Source organism: Enorma burkinafasonensis, assembly GCF_902150035.1.
Lineage (GTDB): Bacteria > Actinomycetota > Coriobacteriia > Coriobacteriales > Coriobacteriaceae > Enorma > Enorma burkinafasonensis.
This window is the reverse complement of sequence record NZ_LR597503.1, coordinates 110,234-130,884: the sequence shown is the minus strand read 5'-3', so window position 1 is coordinate 130,884 and position 20,651 is coordinate 110,234. Positions and strand designations below refer to the sequence as shown.

The 20,651-nt window shown below is 66.7% G+C and carries 17 protein-coding genes and 1 tRNA gene; 10 read left to right on the top strand and 8 right to left on the bottom strand.

Annotated features, from left to right (window positions below; translation table 11 throughout):
* Positions 1 to 7 precede the first annotated feature (7 nt).
* The 3 genes from FS885_RS03010 to FS885_RS03000 form a co-directional block, all read right to left on the bottom strand.
* On the bottom strand, positions 8 to 1,336 hold the full coding sequence (locus FS885_RS03010) for a glycine/sarcosine/betaine reductase component B subunit (RefSeq protein WP_144743527.1): 1,329 nt from the start codon (positions 1,334 to 1,336) through the stop codon (positions 8 to 10).
* Between the two features lie 316 nt (positions 1,337 to 1,652).
* Positions 1,653 to 1,729: transfer RNA gene (locus FS885_RS03005), tRNA-Arg, on the bottom strand.
* A gap of 85 nt (positions 1,730 to 1,814) precedes the next feature.
* Positions 1,815 to 2,168: a hypothetical protein gene (locus FS885_RS03000; RefSeq protein WP_144743526.1), complete on the bottom strand. Its 354-nt coding sequence runs from the start codon at positions 2,166 to 2,168 to the stop codon at positions 1,815 to 1,817.
* A 155-nt stretch (positions 2,169 to 2,323) separates the two neighbouring features.
* On the opposite strand from FS885_RS03000, the gene FS885_RS02995 reads away from it, so the two are divergent.
* Positions 2,324 to 3,337, top strand: a complete 1,014-nt coding sequence (locus FS885_RS02995) for a dipeptidase (protein ID WP_144743525.1) — start codon at positions 2,324 to 2,326, stop codon at positions 3,335 to 3,337.
* 127 nt (positions 3,338 to 3,464) lie between these two features.
* On the opposite strand, the gene serS is transcribed toward FS885_RS02995, so the two are convergent.
* Positions 3,465 to 4,748, bottom strand: coding sequence for a serine--tRNA ligase (serS, locus tag FS885_RS02990; protein WP_144743524.1), 1,284 nt, complete (start codon positions 4,746 to 4,748; stop codon positions 3,465 to 3,467).
* Positions 4,749 to 4,907: 159 nt separating this feature from the next.
* On the opposite strand from serS, the gene FS885_RS09900 reads away from it, so the two are divergent.
* From FS885_RS09900 to FS885_RS02980, 3 genes are read left to right on the top strand one after another with little or no spacing between them, the layout of a single operon-like run.
* Positions 4,908 to 5,078 (top strand): DUF6724 family protein, encoded by a 171-nt coding sequence (locus FS885_RS09900; protein WP_186365756.1) that lies wholly within the window; start codon positions 4,908 to 4,910, stop codon positions 5,076 to 5,078.
* Between the two features lie 27 nt (positions 5,079 to 5,105).
* A complete protein-coding gene (locus FS885_RS02985; protein ID WP_144743523.1) occupies positions 5,106 to 5,438 on the top strand; it encodes a hypothetical protein in 333 nt (110 codons plus the stop codon).
* 12 nt (positions 5,439 to 5,450) lie between these two features.
* Positions 5,451 to 5,987 (top strand): biotin transporter BioY, encoded by a 537-nt coding sequence (locus tag FS885_RS02980; protein WP_144743522.1) that lies wholly within the window; start codon positions 5,451 to 5,453, stop codon positions 5,985 to 5,987.
* Positions 5,988 to 5,998: 11 nt separating this feature from the next.
* On the opposite strand, the gene FS885_RS02975 is transcribed toward FS885_RS02980, so the two are convergent.
* A complete protein-coding gene (locus tag FS885_RS02975; RefSeq protein WP_144743521.1) occupies positions 5,999 to 6,964 on the bottom strand; it encodes an SPFH domain-containing protein in 966 nt (321 codons plus the stop codon).
* Positions 6,965 to 7,295: 331 nt separating this feature from the next.
* On the opposite strand from FS885_RS02975, the gene FS885_RS02970 reads away from it, so the two are divergent.
* Positions 7,296 to 9,071 (top strand): 1-deoxy-D-xylulose-5-phosphate synthase, encoded by a 1,776-nt coding sequence (locus FS885_RS02970; RefSeq protein WP_144743520.1) that lies wholly within the window; start codon positions 7,296 to 7,298, stop codon positions 9,069 to 9,071.
* A gap of 284 nt (positions 9,072 to 9,355) precedes the next feature.
* On the opposite strand, the gene FS885_RS02965 is transcribed toward FS885_RS02970, so the two are convergent.
* A complete protein-coding gene (locus tag FS885_RS02965) occupies positions 9,356 to 10,474 on the bottom strand; it encodes an aminotransferase (protein WP_144743519.1) in 1,119 nt (372 codons plus the stop codon).
* Between the two features lie 94 nt (positions 10,475 to 10,568).
* Positions 10,569 to 12,014 (bottom strand): basic amino acid/polyamine antiporter, encoded by a 1,446-nt coding sequence (locus FS885_RS02960; protein ID WP_144743518.1) that lies wholly within the window; start codon positions 12,012 to 12,014, stop codon positions 10,569 to 10,571.
* 450 nt (positions 12,015 to 12,464) lie between these two features.
* On the opposite strand from FS885_RS02960, the gene FS885_RS02955 reads away from it, so the two are divergent.
* From FS885_RS02955 to FS885_RS02945, 3 genes are all read left to right on the top strand, one after another.
* The gene (locus FS885_RS02955; protein WP_144743517.1) at positions 12,465 to 13,430 is read left to right on the top strand and encodes a helix-turn-helix transcriptional regulator; all 966 of its coding nucleotides are present in this window, start codon (positions 12,465 to 12,467) and stop codon (positions 13,428 to 13,430) included.
* A gap of 43 nt (positions 13,431 to 13,473) precedes the next feature.
* The gene (locus tag FS885_RS02950) at positions 13,474 to 13,950 is read left to right on the top strand and encodes a hypothetical protein (RefSeq protein WP_144743516.1); all 477 of its coding nucleotides are present in this window, start codon (positions 13,474 to 13,476) and stop codon (positions 13,948 to 13,950) included.
* A gap of 135 nt (positions 13,951 to 14,085) precedes the next feature.
* Positions 14,086 to 15,168, top strand: coding sequence for a 6-phosphofructokinase (locus tag FS885_RS02945; protein WP_144743515.1), 1,083 nt, complete (start codon positions 14,086 to 14,088; stop codon positions 15,166 to 15,168).
* A 316-nt stretch (positions 15,169 to 15,484) separates the two neighbouring features.
* On the opposite strand, the gene FS885_RS02940 is transcribed toward FS885_RS02945, so the two are convergent.
* Positions 15,485 to 16,039 (bottom strand): TetR/AcrR family transcriptional regulator, encoded by a 555-nt coding sequence (locus FS885_RS02940; RefSeq protein WP_144743514.1) that lies wholly within the window; start codon positions 16,037 to 16,039, stop codon positions 15,485 to 15,487.
* A 164-nt stretch (positions 16,040 to 16,203) separates the two neighbouring features.
* Here FS885_RS02940 and FS885_RS02935 point away from each other — a divergent pair, with 164 nt between their 5' ends.
* A complete protein-coding gene (locus tag FS885_RS02935; RefSeq protein ID WP_144743513.1) occupies positions 16,204 to 16,905 on the top strand; it encodes an ABC transporter ATP-binding protein in 702 nt (233 codons plus the stop codon).
* 10 nt (positions 16,906 to 16,915) lie between these two features.
* Positions 16,916 to 20,614, top strand: a complete 3,699-nt coding sequence (locus tag FS885_RS02930) for an ABC transporter permease (RefSeq protein WP_144743512.1) — start codon at positions 16,916 to 16,918, stop codon at positions 20,612 to 20,614.
* Positions 20,615 to 20,651: the final 37 nt, after the last annotated feature.

The window sequence follows — 20,651 nt, the reverse complement described above, 5'->3', positions numbered from 1 at the left end:
CACCTCCCTAGACTTCGACCATGGTCTTGACGGAGAAACCGGAGATATGGTCCCCGCAGAACCAATTGTTGCCTTCCATGATGATGGAGCCGTCGTCGCGAGCGGACTTGCCGAGCACCTCATCATAACCCCACGAACCGGACATGCCGTCGCGGTTCATGGCCTCCAGGCTGCCGATCACCGTCGCGCACGCGGGGAGCTCGGACAGCTCGGAGACGTTGCCCGTCGAGACGAGCGCGGTCATCTTCTCGTCGAGGGTCACGAGCGGCTGCGAGCGGCCGTCACGGCCGGTGCACTCGTTCGAGATGCCCACGACGGGGATGCCGGCGTCCTCGAGGATCACCTGGCAGCGCACGTAGTCGGTATCGGGGTTGCCGTAGCCCTCCTCGGTCACGAGCGCGTAGTCGATACCGAGGTTCAAGGCCATGTTGCGCACCATGACGGCCGCGCGCTCCTTCTGGTCGAGCGCGACGTTCAGCATGGAGAGGATCACGCCCACGAAGTTGATGGACTTCCCGTCCTCGGCGAAGAGCTCCTTGATGGTGGGGAAGTTCTGCATCTCGTAGGTGGACCACTTGGAGGACGAGGGCATGAACGAGCCCGAGATGAGGGCGCCGTCCAGGATCTCGGTCGGGCTCACGAAGGTCGGCAGGTACTTGTTCATGTCCCAGCCGTACCACAGGTCGTTGTAGCCCAGGGCCTCCATCTGCGACTGCGGCTGCAGGACGAGCGCCACGTTCGGCAGGTCCTTGCGGGCCGGGTCGCGCTTGAGCACCGGATCGACCACGTAGGTCTCGGTCTCGTCGACCTCGACGTCGCGGGCGATACGGCCCAGGTACTCCGCGAGGCGGTGGCCACCCCAGCGCAGGGCGTGGTTGCACTTCTGCTGCTCATGGCGCTCGAACTCCTCGTCGGTGTCGGCAACGAGGCAGATGTTGATGAGCTTCGACCAGTAGGTGTGCTTGGCGCCCTCCCCGCCCATGTCGATGACGCCGTCACCGAACGAGCCGTACTCCTTGGCCACCACGGTCACACAGCAGCCCTTGAGGGCCTTGAGCTCGCCGTCGCCCGCCGGCACCACGTCGTCGGTGACGCCGGGGAACAGGCAGCGGCCGTCCATGCGCACGCGCGGCTCGATGGTCTCGACCACGGGCACGATGCGCGTGTCATCGCCGGGATGGGCGATGACGAGGTCCACGTCGGTCAGATGCTCGTCGCACTCCTTGAGGTATGCGATGGCGGCATCCTTGTCGATGGTGAGCACGCCGTTCTCAAACGAGTCGGCATCGCCGAACCGAACGTCCTCGACGTGGATGTTCCCAATCTCCAGTTTCACGATAGGCACTCCTTTCTTGCGAATCCTCGACTTCCAACTTTCCTTCGGGGCGTATCGACACACTACGCCTTCATACCGGAAATTTTAGAATAATCGCGATTAGTAAACAATGCCATTCGCCGTCGCCTACCCACCGCTAGCCGACAATTCTGCATGAACGACCAGCTTGAATGCATATCCAGGGGAGTCGGTGCGCGATCCGCCGCCAAAGGGGGTTCCGCGCCGGCACGGACCGCGCGTCTGTGGGCGCACGCCGTTGCGCACGGGGCTGTGAAAACGAAAAGGGCACCCTTTCGGGTGCCCTCTAACCATCGGCTGGTGCGGCGTATAGGATTCGAACCTATGACGTTCTGATTCGTAGTCAGACCCTCTATCCAGCTGAGGTAACGCCGCAACGCACGAACTATAATGGCACTGCCCCTAGGGTTCGTCAAGCAACTTTTTTCAAAAAATTCGGCCGCCATGCCTCCCGCGCTCATCACCCCTCGAAAACCGGGCACTCGACCACGGTATACGACAGCTCGAGCCGCTCCAGCAGACGCTCGATCCCCGCCATGCCCTCCGCGCCGCCGAACACCAGGGCGATCACCCGGCAGAGCTGCTCGACCGTCTCGACGTGGTAGTAGTCGACGAGCGCCGCCGCCGGACGCGCGCCCAGCTCGATCTGGGTCACGCGGGGCGAGGCCCCGAAGCACCAGGCCGTCAGCGCCCCCGCGCTCACCTCGCAGATGGCAAGACCGCCCGCCGCAGTCGGGAAGCAGCCTATGAGCAGCCCCTCGCCGCCTTCACTCCGATGGAACAGAACCTGATCCGACCTGCACGCCGTCTCCATGCGACCACCCCTTTCCCGCGTTCTCGTAGCTCTAGTGTACGCCAGATTCAGAACATATGTTCGTGTATCTTTTGTTCAGGAATCCAGGCGTGTCCGCACGGAGTGCTATGGTGCTATGCTGGCCCCGAGACCAACTTCGAGCCGAAGGAGCCGCCATGCCCTACCCTGTCGTCGACCTCCACTGCGACACCATCGACCGCCTCGTCTGGCAGCGGCTCCCCGCCGAGTTCAAGATCGCCACCGGGGATGACTTCTACTTCCCCGGCGATGCCGAGAGCCCCGAGACCATGCGCGAGCTCGCGCGCAACCATGGGCACATCTCGCTTGCGGGCATCGGCGACACGCCGTGGGCCCAGTGCTTCGCCTGCTACATCCCCGATGAGCTATCTCCCGAGCAGGCGCTGCGCTTCTACCGGTTCGTCCAGGACTTCCTCGCCGGCGAGCTCGCGAAGCTGCCGCAGGTCGCAGAGGTTCGCTCCGGGAGCGAGATCCGGCCCGCCATCGAGCGCGGCGGGGTCGCCTGCATCCGCACGATCGAGAACGCGCGCCTCTTCGCCCACGATCCCGCCCTTGTCGACGAGCTCGCCGGCACCGGCGTGCTCATGGCCTCGCTCAGCTGGAACGCCGAGGGCCCCCTCGCGAGCGGCCACGACGTCGAGGGCGCCGACGTGACGCCGGTGGGCCTCGAGGTCATGCGGCGGATGGAGCGCGCGGGCATGGTGCTCGACGTCTCGCACCTCAACGACGTATGCTTCGATACCGTCGTCCGAGCGACCGAACGTCCCTTCGTCGCGAGCCACTCCAACAGCCGCGCCGTCTGCGGGCACCCGCGCAACCTCACCGATGCCCAGTTCGCCGAGATCCGCGACCGCGGCGGCATCGTGGGCCTCAACTACTGCGACGACTTCCTCCGCTACGGCGGCAACCCCACGTTCGACGACCTCTCCCGGCATATCGACCATATGCTCGAGCTCGGCGGCGAGGACGTGCTCGCGCTCGGCAGCGACTTCGACGGCTGCGACACCCCGGCCTTCATCGCCGACGCCGCCGCCATGCCCTCGTTCCAGAAGCTCCTCGAGGGGCGCTTCGGCAAGGAGCTCACGGCCAAGATCTGCTACCGCAACGCCTGCGACTTCTTCGAGCGCTGGGGGCGCGAGAGCGCGCGCTAGGGCGCAGGGCGACGGCGTGCGACGGTGCGGCGCCGGGCGTGCACGCAACCTAGGGAAACGAGAACGGGCCCGTCCTCGATGCGACCGAGGACGGGCCCGCTGCGTTCGCCGGGGATGCGCGGGGGTGCTATCCGATGCGCTCCATGCCGCCCATGTAGGGGCGCAGCACCTCGGGCACGGTAATCGAGCCGTCGGCGTTCTGGTAGTTCTCCATGATGGCGGCCATGGTGCGGCCGGTGGGCAGGCCCGAGCCGTTCAGCGTGTGCACGAGGCGCACGCCCTTGAAGTGCTCGGGGTCGCGGTACTTGATGTTCGCGCGGCGCGCCTGGAAGTCGCCGCAGTTGGAGCACGACGAGATCTCCTTGTAGGCGTTGTAGCTCGGCAGCCACACCTCGATGTCGTAGGTCTGGCGCGCCGAGAACCCGAGGTCGCCCGTGCACAGGCTGATCACGCGGTACGGCAGCCCCAGCTGCTGGAGCAGGTACTCGGCCTCGGCGACCATGCTCTCGAGCTCGTCGTCGGACTGCTCGGGCGTGGCGAACTTGACCATCTCGACCTTGGTGAACTGGTGCTGGCGGATGATGCCGCGCGTGTCGCGGCCCGCCGAGCCCGCCTCCTCGCGGAAGCACGGGGTGCCGGCGGTGTAGCGCAGCGGCAGCTCGGCGACGTCGAGCACCTCGCCGGCGTGGAGGTTCGTGAGCGCGACCTCGGCCGTGGGGATGAGGAACTGGTCGTCGCCGGTGTGGTAGGCGTCGTCCTCGAACTTGGGCAGCTGACCCGTGCCGTACATGATCTCGCGGTTCACGATGACCGGCGGGATGAACTCCTTGAAGCCGCGGGCGATGTGCGTGTTCAGGAAGAAGTTCTGCAGCGCGCGGTCGAGCGCGGCGCCGGCGCCGGCGAGCACGGTGAAGCGCGCACCGGAGAGCTTGGAACCGCGGTCGAAGTCGAGGATCCCCAGATCGGTACCCAGGTCCCAATGCGCCTTGGCCTCGAAGCCCTCGGCGGCGAAATCACGCGGGACGCCCCAGCGGCGGCGCTCCGGGTTCTCGTTCTCGTCCTTGCCCACGGGCGTGGCATCGCACGGGATGTTGGGAAGGTGCGCCATGAACTCATTGAGCTCGGCCTCCAGGGCGCTGCGGCGCTCGGCCAGGGCATCGATCTTCTCGTTGACCTCGCGCACGGACTCCTTGGCAGCCTCGGCCTCGTCGCGCTTGCCCTCGCGCATGAGGGCGCCGATGTTCTTGGACGCGGCGTTGCGCGTGGCCTGCAGCTCCTCGACCTCGGTGATGACGGCGCGACGCTCCCCGTCGATCGCGAAGAAGCGCTCGCGGTCCCAGGAGGTCTGGCGATTCGCCATGGCGGCGTCCACCGCATCGGGGTTCTCGCGGACGAATTTGATGTCGAGCATGATTCCTCCGGTTTCCAGCTCGTCGTCTTTGGGGCATGTGTGCTTTGGCAAGTATATACTTATTGGGCGCCCCGCGGGAACGCTGGACGCGCCCGTGCCCCGCACGGGCATGACTTCTACTTGCACGACCTCGACTCGCAAGCTCCGGGAGGGCTCACCATGGGCGATGTCTTTTCGTTTCTCTTCGGCACGCGCGGCGGCCTGGCCGTCCTGTTCTTCGGGGGCATCGTCGTCGCGGCGGTCGTTGCCTTCATCTTGGAGAAGCGCACGAGCAAGATGTACGTCGACCGCGGGCCCAAGCCCGAGGACGAGGACGGCAGCCTCTTCTAGCGACGGTTCTCGGAAGGTTGGAGACCCATGGCCTGGAGCCAGACACCTCGCTACGCGCCCGATATCGATCCGTTCAACGCACCGGATCCCATCATGCCGACCGATGAGCCCGGCTTCGAGGCGCCCGATATGACCGACGGCGCCGAGCGGCTCCGGGCGCACGAGGCGCAAAGACGCCATGAGCAGGCCCGTCGCGAGGTGGAGCATCACCAGCGCCATGCCTGGCATCGTAGGCCCGCGTCAACCGCACCCCAACAGGCATCGGCGATCCTATCGCAGCTGCGGAGCATCATCGTCTTCTTCGTCGTCATGATGCTCATCGCAGTGCTCCTGCCGCTCGTCTTCGGCTTGTTGCTCTAAAGGAGGCCAACCATGGAAACCGTCCGCATCGCCCGCTGCGGCCTGAGCGTTGCGCTGCTCGCCGTGGCGTCCTCGATCAGCATCCCCTTGGGACCGATCCCCTTCACCTTGCAGACGCTCGTCCTCGCCATGCTGCCCATCGCGCTCGGCGGGCGCGACGCCGTGGTCACGGTCGCCGTCTACCTGCTTCTGGGCGGCATCGGCATGCCCGTGTTCTCCGGGTTCTCCGGCGGCATCGCATCGCTCGCCGGACCGACCGGCGGCTTTCTGTGGGGCTTCCTGCTCGGGACAATCGCCGCGGCAGGCGTGCTCGACCGCGGGCGCATCCCCTTGGGCATCCGCGAGCCGCTCGCCATCGCGTGCCTTATCGCAATCTCCTATGCGGCGGGGACGCTCCAGCTCATGGCCATCTCCGGCATGGGCCTTACCGAGGCGCTCGCCGCGGCGGTGGCGCCCTTCGTGGTGGCCGACGCCGTCAAGGCCGTGATCGGCGTGCAGGTGGGCCGCATCGTGCGGAAGGCCGTGAGCGTCCGGCCCGCGAGATCCTAACGGGGGCTTCCCTATTTGCCCGGCGCGGTCGGCGGGACGTTGCCCTGCTCGCCCGCCTCGCTCGCGGCGAGCATCTGCTCGAACATCGAGGCGCTCTCCTTGAAGCTCGCCGGCAGCACGACCGTGGAGCTCTTGCCGGTGCGCGCGAACTCGGTCATCATCTCGGTCCACTGCGTGTACATGAACAGCAGGTTCGCCTCGGTGTTGGACACGCCGGTCTCCTGGATGGACTCCAGCGAGTCCTTGATGCCCACGGCGATGGCCTTGCGCTGGTTGGCGATGCCCTCGCCCGACTTCTCCATCGCCTCGGCCTCGGCACGGGCCTCGGTCACGCGGCGGATGCGGTCCGCCTCGGCCAGGTCCTGCGCGGCGGCCTTGGTGCGCTGGGCGGCGTTGATCTGGTTCATGGAGTCCTCGACCTCGGCAGGCAGCGCGATGCGGGTGATGAGGGTCGACACGAGCGTGAAGCCGTAGGCGGCCATCTGCTCGGACACCGTGGCGTTCACGTCCTGCGCGATGTCGTCCTTCTTGGCGAAGACCTCGTCGAGCGTGTAGACCGGGATCGACGAGCGCAGGGCGTCGGTGATGAAGTCGCGCATCTGCGCCACGGGCTGCTGGAGCATGTAGTAGCTCTTGTAGACGCCGGAGTCGGCCGGGCCGCGACCCATGTCGTAGGAGACGTGGTACTGCACGGAGACCTCGAGGCCGATGGTGACGTTGTCCTCGGTCTTCGCGTCGATATCGAAGCCGTTCTTCATCGTGCGCAGGCTCACGGTGGCGGCCTTGCGGTCGATCACGGGGATCTTGGCGTGGATGCCCGCGCCCACGATGCCGCTGAACTTGCCGAGCCGCTCGATGATGACCGCGTGCTGCTGCTTGACCACGAAGAGCGTGTTGGCGAGCACGACGCCGATCAGGGCGACGATGACGATGAGCCAGAACAGTCCGCCGATACCGGACAGAACGGAATCGATCATGGGGTGTCCTCCTAACATCCGCCCGATGCGTTACGCGATAGCATAGCAGGTTCGACAGCCCGCACCCCGGCAGCATCGTATAAAGGTTTCGCGGGGGTGCCAGGACACGGGCGCGGGCGGCTATCCGGTAGCCGGAGCAGGGCTCCAGATGCCCCGCGGCAAAACCTGCGCGCAATCCGCCTGCCGTTCAGCGCCGCGCAGCTACCGTCCCCCTCCATCGACCGCACACCCATCGCAGAGCATACACATTTCCCCGCGGTTCTTGTGAGAAACTAGGTATTCACGCTGAACTGACGGGGACGGGACCATAGATTTCGGAGCGCGGCGCGCGATGCTTTTGGAACACATCACATCACCTGAGGATGTCAAGGCGCTGGACGCCGCGGACCTGCCTAGGCTCAGCGACGAGCTCCGCCGCGCGATCGTCCGCCAGTCCGCCGCCGTGGGCGGGCACCTCGCCCCCAACCTCGCGATCATCGAGCTCACGGTGGCGCTGCACCGCGTGTTCGACTCCCCGCGCGACAAGATCGTCTTCGACGTCTCGCACCAGTGCTACGCCCACAAGGCGCTCACCGGCCGCGCGGCTGCCTTCACCGACCCCGCGCACTTCGGCGAGGTCTCCGGGTTCTCCAACCCGCGCGAGTCCGAGCACGACCTCTTCTCGATGGGGCACACCTCGACCTCGCTGAGCCTCGCATGCGGCCTCGCCAAGGCGCGCGACCTCGCCGGCGAGCACTACGACGTCGTGGCCGTCATCGGCGACGGGTCGCTCTCCGGCGGCCTTGCGTTCGAGGGCCTCGACAACGCCGCCGAGCTCGGCAGCGGCATCATCGTCATCGTGAACGACAACGACCAGTCCATCGCCGAGAACCACGGCGGCATCTACGGCAACCTCGCCGCGCTGCGGGCGACCGGCGGCACGGCCGAGAACAACCTCTTTCGCGCCATGGGCTTCGACTACCGCTACGTCGAGGCGGGAAACGACGCGCTCGCCCTCGTCGACGCGCTCACGGAGCTGCGCGGCTGCGACCACCCAGTCGTCCTGCATATCCATACCGTCAAGGGTGCTGGCTTCGAGCCCGCGGAGCGCGACCCCGAGGGCTGGCACCACGTGGGCGCCTTCGACCCCGAGGCCGGGGAGAAGATCGCGCTCATCAGCGGGGACGTGCCCCGCGGCACCTATGCCGACCTCACGGCCGAGCACCTGCTCGCGCGCATGGGCGAGGACCCGCGGATCGTCGCCGTGACCGCCGGCATGCCCTACGTGATGGGCTTCACGCCCGAGCGCCGCGCGCAGGCGGGCGAGCGCTTCGTGGACGTCGGGATCGCCGAGGAGCACGCCGTGACCTACTGTGCCGCCCTCGCGCGCGCCGGCGCCAGCCCCGTCTTCGGCGTGTACGGCGCCTTCCTGCAGCGCGCCTACGACGAGCTCTGGCACGACCTCTGCCTCAACCGCGCACCGGCGACCATCCTGGATATCGGCGCCTCGGTCTTCGGGGCGTCTGCGGAGACCCACCTCAACTTCTTCGACCTCGCCATGCTCGGGAGCATGCCCGGCCTGCGCTGCCTTGTCCCCGCATGCCGCGAGGAGTACCTCGCCATGCTCGACTGGGCGCTCCGGCAGCGCGAGGTGCCCGTGGTCATCCGCATGCCCGTCGGCCCCGTGGTCTCCCGGCCCGAGCTCGTATCCCAGAGCGGCGATACCGATTTCTCCGCCCCCGCCTACCGGACCGTCCGCGAGGGCTCAGACGTCGCGATCCTGGCGCTCGGCACGTTCCTGTCGCTCGGAGAGCAAATCGCCTCCGCGCTCGCCGCGCGAGGCATCGACGCGGCCGTCGTGAACCCGCGCTTCGCGACCGAGCTCGACGAGGCGTTCCTCTCCGACGCCCGCGGCCGCTACCGCGCGCTCGTCACGCTCGAGGACGGCGTCCTCGAGGGCGGCTGGGGCGAGAAGGTCGCGCGCTTCCTCGCCGGGAGCGACCTGCGCGTGCGCTGCTACGGCATCCGGAAGGGCTTCCCCGACCGCTTCAAACCCGAGGAGCTGCTCGCCGAGAACGGCATCACCGTCGAGGGCATCGCGGCCGACATCGAGAACCTGCTCGCGTAGGGCTGGAATCCGTGCGGCGACAACAGTTTTTCAAGTAGTCGGTACCTTTTCTGGCTATCGCGCGGTAAGCGGTAGGGTTTCGACGTGCCGAGCTGCACGGTTCATCATGCCCAGGTAGCCTCTACTCGGAAGTTCTCAATAAAGGTACCTACTACTTGAAAAACTGAAACAGCGCCTCCATCGAAGCCCCGAAAAAGCGGCATGGAGGCAGGCGACAGCCCACCTCCATGCCAAACGACAAACTTCCTACGGCGCCCCCGCATCGGCAGAAGGAGCGGGACCCCCTAGTCGAACTCGCGCAGCGCCTCCGAGAGCAGCGCCAGCCCCTCGCGCAGCGTCTGCTCGGGTGCGCAGTAGCCCAGCCGCGCGCCGCAGGGCAGCTCGAAGCGGCCGCCGGGGACGAGCAGCACGCCGCGCTCGCGCAGCAGCTTGAGGCAGAACTCCTCGTCGTCCATGGGGATGTCGAACTGGATATAGGAGGTCGAGACGCCCTTGGGCGCGACCCAGCGCACGCGCGGCTCGGCGTCGACCCATGCCTGCGCGATGGCGCGGTTGCCCAGCACGATGGCGCGGTTTCGCTCGAGGATGCGCCCGCGGTTGCGGAGCACGTGGACGGCGAGCGCGTCGTTGAAGATGCCGCCGCAGATGAGCGTGTAGTCGCGGTACGTGCGGATGCGGTCCGCCACCTCGGCGTTCGAGACCGTCCAGCCGATGCGCGCCGCCGGCACCGAGTAGGTCTTCGAGATGCTGTTCGTGACCACGGCGCGGTCGTAGAGGTCGGCCATCGAGACGAAGCTCTCGGTGTCCTCGAGCGGAAGGTAGACCTCGTCGGAGAGCACGTAGGCGCCCACGGAGCGCGCGATCTCGACGATTCGCTCGAGCGTCTCGCGCGGGAGCACCGTGCCGAGCGGGTTCGAAGCGTTGTTGATGCAGATGAGCTTGGTGTCGGAACGGATGAGCCGCTCGAGCTCGGCGATGTCAGGCTGCCAGCCCAGCTCCTCACGGATGTGCCAGTACTCGACGTCGGCGCCGAGCGTGCGCGGGATCTCGTAGAGCGGCTGGTAGGTGGGGTACTCGGCGATCACGTGGTCGCCGGGCTCCACGAGCGTCATGAGCGCGAGCAGGTTCGCGCCGGTGGCGCCGTTGGTCTGGAGGATGTTATCGGGCTCGACGCTATCGTAGAGCCGGGCCACCTCCTCCTTGAACTCGGGCGAGCCCTCGATCCAGCCGTAGTTCATCTTCTCGCGGCCGAGCTGCTCGTAGAACCCGCTGCCGTCCGTGCCGTCCAGGTGCAGGATCTCGTCCATGGTGAGCGACGCGATCGTCGACTGCGCGATATCGACCGTGGCGCTCTTCTCGTGGACGTTGAGCCAGTCCTCGACGCCGATGGTTGCGATCTTCATGGGGTACTCCCTTCCCCTACTCCTTCGAGAAACCCCGAAGCGCCGCGGCGATTGCCGCCTCCGGCGAAGCCGCCGCGGCGTCCCAATCTATACGTTACAGGCTGATAACGCCCATGGCGAGCAAAATGAGCGCAAGGACGCCGAGCGCGGTGATCGCGGCTATGCCCACCTTGTCGACGGAGCCGAGCTCAAGCCCCTCAGACCTGCGCGCCTGGACATACACGACGAAGCCGGGGATGTAACCGACGCACGTGAGGAGGAGGAACGACCATCCGTTGAACAGCACGCCCACGATGAGGAACACCGTGGCGACAAGACCGATGGCGAGCTGTGCGGCCTGCTTGTTCTCCAAAGCGTACTTGACCTGGTAAGCAGCGGCAAACGCCCACGTGATGACGATGGCGACGGTGCACATGGAGTACGCGAAGTCATAGGCGTCCTCGCTCACCAGGAGCACGATGAGGAATGCCTGGGTGCACGCGCCGACGACCGTGAGGCTGAGCTGCGGGGCACCCTTGCCGTTAAGCTTGCCCCACGAAGCGGGCAGAAGCTTGCTGGCGGCCATCTCCGACGTGGTCTCGGCCGGGAGCATCGTGAACGAGAGCCACGATCCGAGGATGGAGATGATGATGGCGATAGAGATGAACGCACCGCCCCAGCCCGGAGCCATATCCTCGAAGATATACACCATCGCGGGGTAGTCGAGCTGTGCGATCTCGGTATAGGGCATATAGCCGTACGGCAGCACCGAGCAGCCGATATAGATGGCGAGCAGGCACGCGAGACCGATGACCGTGGCCTTGCCCACATCGCTCTTGCGGACGGCGCGCGACGACATGACCGTCGCGCCCTCGATGCCGACGAACACCCAGAACATGATGATGAAGCAGTTCATGATCTGCTGCGCGACATCGCCGAGCGCCACCGCATCGGCACCGGCGGAGCCGGCAGCGACGGCGTTGTTGTAGAGCGTGCCCCAGAAATCTGCGGTGAACACACCCGCGTTGAACATGAAGACCGAGAACAGGACGAACACGGCGAGGGACGCCACCTTGCACACCATCACGACGGCGTTGAGAAGCGATGCGCTCTCCACGCCGCGGATCACGAAGATCGTGAGCAGCCACATGACCACCGATGAAATCGCGATGCACGGCACGGTGTTTCCCGCGAGAAACGCCGGGAAGAAGTAGCCCACCGTGGACATCATCATGGTCGCGAAGGCGACGTTCCCCAACCACGCCGAGAGCCAGTACCCCCAGCCCGACACGAAGCCCGCGAAGGGACCGAACCCCTCCTGGGCATACGAGAAGATGCCCGGCAGGTCGGGACGCTCGGCGCCGAGGTTATTGAGCGAGAGGGCGAGGGCGAGAAAGCCCAGGCCCACGATGAGCCAGGCGACGAGCGCGCTGCCCGGGGAGGCCACCTGCGACAGCTGCCCCGAGATAGCGAACGCGCCCGAGCCGATGCACGAGCTCACCACCATGCCGATGAGGCCGAACAGCCCGATCCCCTTCTTGCTTTCCTTCGCTTCTTCCATGGGCGAACCCCCTTCCCGCACGCGCGTTCACGCGGTGCGACGAGCCCCGCCGCCGCGAGGGCGGCGGGCTGTCGGACGATCAGGCAGATGGGGCCCAGCGCGGCATCCATGCTGGGGGACATGGCACCATCGCCCCCTCTGCCCTCGATATACCGATACCGCCCGTGAGAGGTGGGCAAAAGGCCTATGCCGGATGTAGCGCGCGGTGTATCTTGGGTCTACCGTGAGGGAAATCACTGCTAAACCCAAAATAAACCGCAGGTCATAGATGGTATTTTCCGTAGAAACCGCTCGATTTCCGGAGCCACCGCCTGCCGATGACACGCCCTTCCTTGAAGCGAAACCAACCCTGTCGCAGGTAACATTGGTGACCGTAGCGTTCACAGAAATCGTTTCCCTACCATGCGCGAACGGCTGGATGCGAAGCGGACGGCCAGAAGGGATCGGCAGATGGAATTCATCGTGCTCCACTTCACTTTCCTCATGCTCCTCGCTTCGATCCTCACATCGGCGAGCTGCTTCTCCGCCTTCCTCGCCTCGCGCTGGAACCTGTTCCTGCTGGCCGCCATCGGCTTTCTGTTCTACTTCTTCGATATCGCCTGGGTGTTCCAGGACAGCTTCGTCTCGGCAGGGCGCCCATGGAGGACCGATGGCATCTACATCACCGTCAGGTCCGCGGCGACCGTCATATCCGGCGTCGGGTTCATCTCATCGTTCTGGCTGCTCGTCTGCGACTATATGGGGCAGGAACGGCGCGTCGTCAAAGTCGCTCCCTGCGTCGCGTTCCTATGCATGAGCATCGTCTCGCTCTTCTTCCCTCCCACGACCGGCCTCGGCAGGTTCGCGTTCTACTCGACGCGCGCGATCTTCCTACTCTGGATCCTGCTGTACGCCGCATTCCGGTATCTCAGGACCGATGACCGCGACGAGCGGGCGCGCATGCGACGGGGGCTCAAGATCTATATCGTCACCTGGCTGCTCGGGATCGGCGTCATCGTAGAAGATGCCTGCTTCTTCTTGGTCCCTCACGCCGAAGGCATCATCATGGAGCTCCGCGCCGTCGCCCCGGAACGCAACTACTGCGAGAACGCGCTCATGATCTGCTGCATGGTCACAGCCTGCAAGAGCGCGTTCAAGGCCCTCTCGATCAGGTTCGACAATCCCCCGATGCAGAGCACGCGCCCGCAGGCGGCGTTCGTCGCGGAGAACCTCCCCGTGTTCGGGAAGCGCTACCGCCTGTCGCCCCGCGAGCTCGATGTGCTCGCCCTCATCATCGCGGGACGAGACAACCAGAACATCGCCTCATCCCTCCAGCTCTCGCTGAGCACCGTGAAGGTCCATGTCCACAACATCCTGAAGAAAACGGACTGTAGCGATCGCCGTTCGCTCGTGAGAGAATTCTGGAAGGAATCGTGACCCCAGCTGCCACATGAGGTAGCCGAGCGACGATGGAGGCAGCATGGCAGGCTACATGAATTACCCGAACGGCATCCCCCAGCAGGACCCGCGCTACACCCCGCCGCAGGTCGACAACGTGGCGCTCGGGACGGCGGGCGCGCTGGCGGGCTCGCTCGCGGGCGTGCTCTGCATCGTGCTCCTCGGGCGGCTCGGCATCGCGAGCGCGCTCTCGGGCGCGGTCATGGCCATCTGCACGCTCGTGGGCTACCGCAAGCTCGGTGGGGCGCTCACCGTGCGCGGCATCGCGATCTGCGTCGCGATCATGCTCGTCATGATCTTCGTGGGCGACTACATCGACTGGGGCTTCGTCGTGTCCGAGCAGCTCGGCTACGGCTTCTTCGAGTCCCTCGGCGAGATCCCGCGGCTGCTCGAGCACGGCAACATCGAGAGCACCGGCTACTTCGGGAACCTCGTGCGGCTGTACCTCTTCGCCGCCATCGGCGCCGTGCCCACCGTGCTGTCCTACGTGCGGCGGTAGGCCACGCACCTCGCGTCAGCGCGCCCATAGGGGCCCGGCCCGGCGAGCCGCGACGGTAAAATCACGCACCCTAGCACCTCGCGGCGCATCGCGAGGAGTACACTGGTGTGCGTGTTTTCGGGAAAGGGAGGCCTCATGCTTCGAATCGGACTGCTCACGAGCGGCGGCGACTGCCAGGCGCTCAACGCCACCATGCGCGGCATCGTCAAGACCCTGGAGAACAGGCTCGGCGCGGACGGCCTCGAGATCTACGGCTTCGAGGACGGCTACCAGGGCCTCATCTACAGCCGGTTCCGCATCATGACGCCGCATGACTTCAGCGGCATCCTGACGCGCGGCGGCACCATCCTGGGCACGAGCCGCACGCCGTTCAAGCTGCTCGACACCCCCGAGGCCGACGGCGTCGAGAAGGTCCCCGCCATGGTGCAGACCTACCACAAGCTGCAGCTCGACTGCCTCTTTATGCTCGGCGGCAACGGCTCGACCAAGACCGCGAACCGCCTTGCGCAGGAGGGCCTGAACGTCATCGCGCTGCCCAAGACCATCGACAACGACACGTGGGGCACCGAGCGCACCTTCGGCTTCTCGAGCGCGGTCGAGGTCGCCACGGAGTGCATCGACAACATCCACACCACCGCGAGCTCGCACGGCCGCGTGTTCGTCATCGAGATCATGGGCCACAAAGTCGGCTGGATCCCGCTGTACGCGGGCGTCGCCGGCGGCGCGGACGTCATCCTCATCCCCGAAATCCCCTTCGAGATGAAAAACGTCATCAGCACCATCGAGCGCCGCATGGAGCGCGGCAGCCGCTTCACGATCGTCGCGGTGGCCGAGGGCGCCATCTCCAAGGAGGACGCCAAGCTCTCCAAGAAGGAGTACAAGAAGAAGCTCGCCGAGCGCACGAGCCCGTCGATCGTCTACGACATCGCCCGCGAGATCGAGGAGAAGACCGGCCGAGAAACCCGCGTCGCCATCCCCGGGCACACGCAGCGCGGCGGCGAGCCCGATGCGCAGGACCGCGTCTTCGCGACCCAGTGCGGCGTCGAGGCGGCACTCGGCTGCCTCGAGGGCGAGTTCGGCTACATGATCGCCCAGGTGGGCGGCAAGATGACGCGCGTCGCGCTCTCCGAGGTCGCCGGCAAGCTCAAGTACGTCGACCCCGAGTGCGACCTCATCCGCGAGGCGAAGGCGCTCGGCATCAGCTTCGGCGACGAGTAGCCCCCACCGCGCGAACGGATGAACGCAAGGGTGCGGCGCTTCCCGAGAGGGAGGCGCCGCGCTTTTCCTTGCGTTTCGGGTGCACCGCACGCGGATGCCGTGCGGGCCCACGCACTTCGAGCCCCTTGGCGGTGGATGGCTCGCGCTTCCCCGACTATACCGAAACTCTTAGACAAGATATTCGCAGGTAGAAAGCGTACGTCATAGCTATATCGCCGTCGAGCATCCCCGTACCCACCGCCAAGACGCCTAAACTTCCGAAAGCGAGCAGCCCGCGACGCCGCCGGAGACGCACTCGGGCTTTTGGCTGCCTGCGCTAGGCCCGCCCGGGCAGCACCGCGCCCACGATGAGGTCGATGAACGCGCCGAGCGGCATGCGGTCGGGCGCCACCATCCACGCGTTGATCGAGGCGAGCAGCCCGCTCGCGTAGAACTCGCGCAGAAGCCGCCGCTCGTCCTCGCTCTGGGTGGCCCCATCCAGGATGAACCGGTCAAGCAGCGGCGTGATGACCGCCTTCAGCCGCTCGCTGAACGAGGGGTCCCCGCTCATGAGGCGCGGCAGGTAGCCGTCGAACTGCTGCGCGAGCTCGACGATGAGCCCCATGTGCTGCTTCAGGTTCAGGGTCTCGTCGTGCATGAGGTGCCCGTCCACGAGCGCGCGCACCCGTGCCAGCACGCCCTCCTCGAACTGATCGAAGAGGTCGTACACGTCGCGGTAGTAGAGGTAGAAGGTCGCCCGGTTGTATCCCGCGCGGTCGGTGATCTCGCGGATGGTGATCTTCTCGATCGGCTTCTCGAGGTAGAGCGACCAGAACGCCTGCGTGAGGTTCGCGCGCGTCTGCTCGGTCACCTGCGGCTGCTTGTTGGCCATGCGTGCCACCGCCCATCGCTCGACAATTCGGCGCCCGTTGTCGAGGGCACCTCGAAGCGCCCCGGCAGCTCCACTATACTACGGTTTAGACAACATGCTGTCGAGTGAACCGCAGGCAGCCGCCACGTCGCGCGCGGACGGATGCCCGCTAGATTGGTCCAGCCATGGCGTATATCGAGTTCCAAGATGTCATCAAGGCCTACGGGAGCGAAGAGACGCTCATCCATGCGCTCGACGGCGCGTCGTTTGCGGTCGAGCGGGGCGAGCTCGCGGTGATCCTCGGCGCCTCGGGCGCGGGCAAGACCACGGCGCTCAACATCCTGGGCGGCATGGACACCGCGACCGCGGGCACGGTCATGGTCGACGGGCGCAACATCACGCACGCGAGCGAGCGCGAGCTCGTCGAGTACCGCCGCACCGACGTGGGCTTCGTCTTCCAGTTCTACAACCTCGTCCCCAACCTCACCGCGCTCGAGAACGTCGAGCTCGCGGCACAGGTGTGCCCGGACGCGCTCGACGCGGCGGAGTCACTCGGCAAGGTGGGCCTCTCCGCGCGCCTCGGCAACTTCCCGGCCCAGCTCTCGGGCGGCGAGCAGCAGCGCGTCTCGATCGCGCGCGCCGTCGCCAAGAACCCCAAGCTGCTGCTCTGCGACGAGCCCACGGGCGCCCTCGACTACCAGACCGGCAAGCAGATCCTGCAGCTGCTGCAAGACACCTGCCGCCGCGACGGCATCACGGTCATCATCATCACGCACAACTCGGCGCTCGCGCCCATGGCCGACCGCCTCATCCGCTTCAAGAGCGGCAAGGTGACCGAGATGAGCCTGAACGCGCACCCCCAGCCCATCGCCGAGATCGAGTGGTGAGGTAAGAGCCATGACCACGGCGTTCCGCAAAGACATAGCGCGCACGATACGGGGCAACCTCAAGCGCTTCGTGTCGATCGCCGTGATCTGCGCGCTCGGCGTGGCGATGTTCTGCGGCCTGCGCGCCGCGTGCACCGACCTGCGCGACGCCGCCGACGCCTTCTTCGACGACCAGCGGCTCTTCGACATCCAGGTCCTCTCGACGCTCGGCCTCGATGACGGCGACATCGCCGCGCTCGCCACGGTCGACGGCGTCGAGACCGTGGAAGGCGACTGGTCCGAGACCGCCTACACCGATGTCGACGGCGCGCGCGCCACCGTCGAGGTGAAGGCCCGCTCATCTGAGGGGCTGAACGACCCGTACCTCATCGAGGGCGAGCTGCCCGAGGCGGCCGACGAGGTCGCCGTCACGCAGAAGTTCATCGACGCGAGCGGCCTTGGGATCGGCGACACCGTCGAGATCGCCGAGGCCGAGAACGAGGAGGAGGCCGTCTTCGCGCGGCATCCCTACCGCATCTGCGGCATCGTCGTCGACGCGATGGACGTGAGCAACCCCGAGCTCTCGTTCCGCTCGAGCTCGAGCGCCGACTACACCTTCATCGTCGCGCCCGAGGCCATCGAGACCGACACCTACACCGTCGCGTACCTCACCGTCGAGGGCGCGGACGCGCTGCCCACCTACTCCGACGCCTACACCGAGCGCGTCGAGGCGGTGACCGACCGCATCGAGGACGAGATCCGCGCCGACCGCGAGGCCGCCCGCACCGCGGCGGACAAGGACGAGGCGCAAGCCGAGCTCGACGACGCGCGGGCGGAGTACGAGGAGGAGCGCGCCGACGCCGAGGCCGAGCTCGCCGACGGCTGGGCCGAGCTCGAGGACGCGGCCCGCCAGCTGGGCGACGCGCTCCGCGAGATCATGAGCGGCCAGGCCGAGATCGACGACGGCTGGGCGGAGGTCCGCTCCGGCGAGGCCGATATCGCCTCCGGCCGTGCCGAGCTCGCGGACGGCTGGGCGCAATTCGAACAGAGCACGGCCGACGCGCGCGCCCAGCTCGAGGATGCGCTCGCCGACGGCCGCGAGCAGGCTCTCGAGGCCGCCCGCGACCAGGCGACCGCGGCCGCCGAGGCGCAAGTCGAGCAGATGCGCCCCATGATCGAGCAGCAAGCCGTCGCTGCGTTCGAGGCGCAGGACCAGGTGAAGCAGGCTATCGCGATGCGCGAGCTCCTTGCCGCGCAGCTCGAGCCCATCGAGCAGCAATGGGGCACGCTCGAGGCGCTCGAGGCCGCCATCGAGCAGACGAGCGGCAACATCTCCGCCTACACCACCGCCGCCCAGGCCATCGAGGAGCTCGGCGGGCAGATCGGCGGGCTCAGAGACCAGATCGGCGCCCTCGACCCGGCAAGCCCGTCGTATGCGGAGGACAAGGCAGAGCTTGAGGGTCAGATCGAGACGCTGGAAGGTCAGCGCGATGAGCACCAGGCCGTGATCGACCAGTTAGACGCGCAGGTCGGCGGTCTCGAGGCCCTCCAGGCGATGCTCGACGAGGAGACCCGGGCAGCTGAGCTCTGGGGTCAGGTGAACTCCATCGACGAGCTTCTCGAGCAGGGTCGCCAGACCGCCATCGACACGGCCATGGATACCGCGCTCGAGACAGCGCTCGACCAAGCGCTCCCCGCGGCCGAGACTCAGGCGGAAGCGGCGTTCGCGCAGATTGAAGAGGACTCCTGGCGCGAGTTCGACGAGGGCGTGGCAGCCGGTCGCGCCAAGTTGGAGCAAGCCGAGGCCGAGCTCGAGGCCGGGGCCGCGGCGCTTCCGGCGGCGCGCCAGGCGCTCATCGACGCGCAGGCGGAGCTCGACCGCGGGCGCGCCGAGTACGAGGACGGCATGGCCGCCTACCTCGACGGCCTCGCGGAATGGCAGGACGGCCGCGCCGAGGCCGACGAGCAGTTCGCCGAGGCCGAGGCCGAGCTTGCCGACGCGCAGGCCGAAATCGACGCCATCGACACCGCGACCTGGTACGTGCAGACGCGCTCGTCGCTCTCCAGCTGGTCGTCCATCTCGAGCGACGCCGACTCGATCGAGGCCATCGGCACGCTCTTCCCCATCGTCTTCCTCGTCGTGGCCATGCTCGTCTCGCTCACCACCATCACGCGCCTCGTCGAGGAGGAGCGCGGGCTCATCGGCACCTACAAGGCGCTCGGCTACCGCAACGGCGAGATCCTCTCGAAGTACCTCGTCTACGCGCTCTCGGCCTGCATCGTGGGCTGCCTGTTCGGCCTGTTCTTGGGCTTCATCGCCCTGCCGGCCTTCATCTTCACCATCTTCGACATCATGTACCTCCTGCCCGCCTACGGCTTCGCGTTCGAGGCGCTCTACGGCCTGGGCGGCACGGCGCTCTTCGTGGTCGCGATCGGCGCCACCGCCTACCTCGCCTGCCGCTCCGAGGTGATCCGCACCCCGGCCGAGCTCATGCGGCCGAAGGCGCCCAAGTCCGGCTCGCGCATCTTCCTGGAGCGCATCCCCGCCATCTGGCGGCGCCTTTCGTTCCTCAACAAGGTGACCGCGCGCAACCTCTTCCGCTACAAGCGCCGCTTCTTCATGACGGTCGCGGGCATCCTGGGCTGCACGGCGCTCATCGTGTGCGGCTTCGCCATCAAGGACTCCGTGGCCGAGCTCGTGCCCGAGCAGTACGGGCGCATCTCGCACTACAGCATCCTCACGGCGACGGAGGCGGCGGACCACGATGGCGCCCTGCGCGACATCGAGGCAGACGCGCGCGTCGAGGAGGCCGTGCCCATCTACATCGACTCCGCGACGCTCAAGTACGGCGAGGGCGAGGAGACCGTCCAGCTCATCGTCGTGCCCGACGGCTACGCGCCGTCAAACGAGTTCTCGCGCTTCGTGAGCATGACGGACCGCGACACGAGCGCGAGCGTCGATTTGCCGCTTGAGGGCGCCGTGATCACGCAGAACGCCTCCGAGGTGCTTGGCTTCGAGGCGGGCGATACCGTGGAGCTCCAGGATTCGCAGCTCGAGCAGGCCGAGCTCGAGGTGGCCCACGTCGCCCGGAACTACCTCGGCAACTACGTGTACCTCACGCGCTCCGCCTATCTCGACGCCTTCGGCGACCGCGCGAGCGCGCTCGACGACGAGGGGGCCTTCCAGGCGAACGGCATGCTCATCCGCTGCACCGATGCCGCCGACGCCGAGGCCTCGCTCGCCGCGGACCTCTCGGACGACAGCCGTTTCCTCTCGGTCACGAGCACCAGCGAGCTCGCGGACGACTTCTCGAACTCGTTCATGCTCATCAACGCCGTCGTCGCGATCGTGCTCGGCATGGCGGCGGCGCTCGCCTTCGCGGTGCTCTTCACGCTCTCCACGACCAACATCTCCGAGCGCGAGCGCGAGCTCGCCACCATCAAGGTGCTCGGGTTCCGCCCACGCGAGGTGCACCATTACGTGAACAAGGAGACCATCATCCTCACGATCATCGGCATCGTGTGCGGGCTGCCGTTCGGCTACGTTCTGGGCGACGTGCTGCTGCACGCGCTCAAGATGCCCTCGATCAGCTTCCTCACCGTGGTCACGCCCATAAGCTATGTGCTCGCCGCCGTGCTTCCGCTCGTGTTCGCGCTCGTCGTGAACCTCATCACCAACCGGACGCTCAACCGCATCGACATGATCGAGGCGCTCAAGAGCGTCGAGTAGCGCGGCCAGCGGCTCTCGGCGCACCGCGACGGAGGCC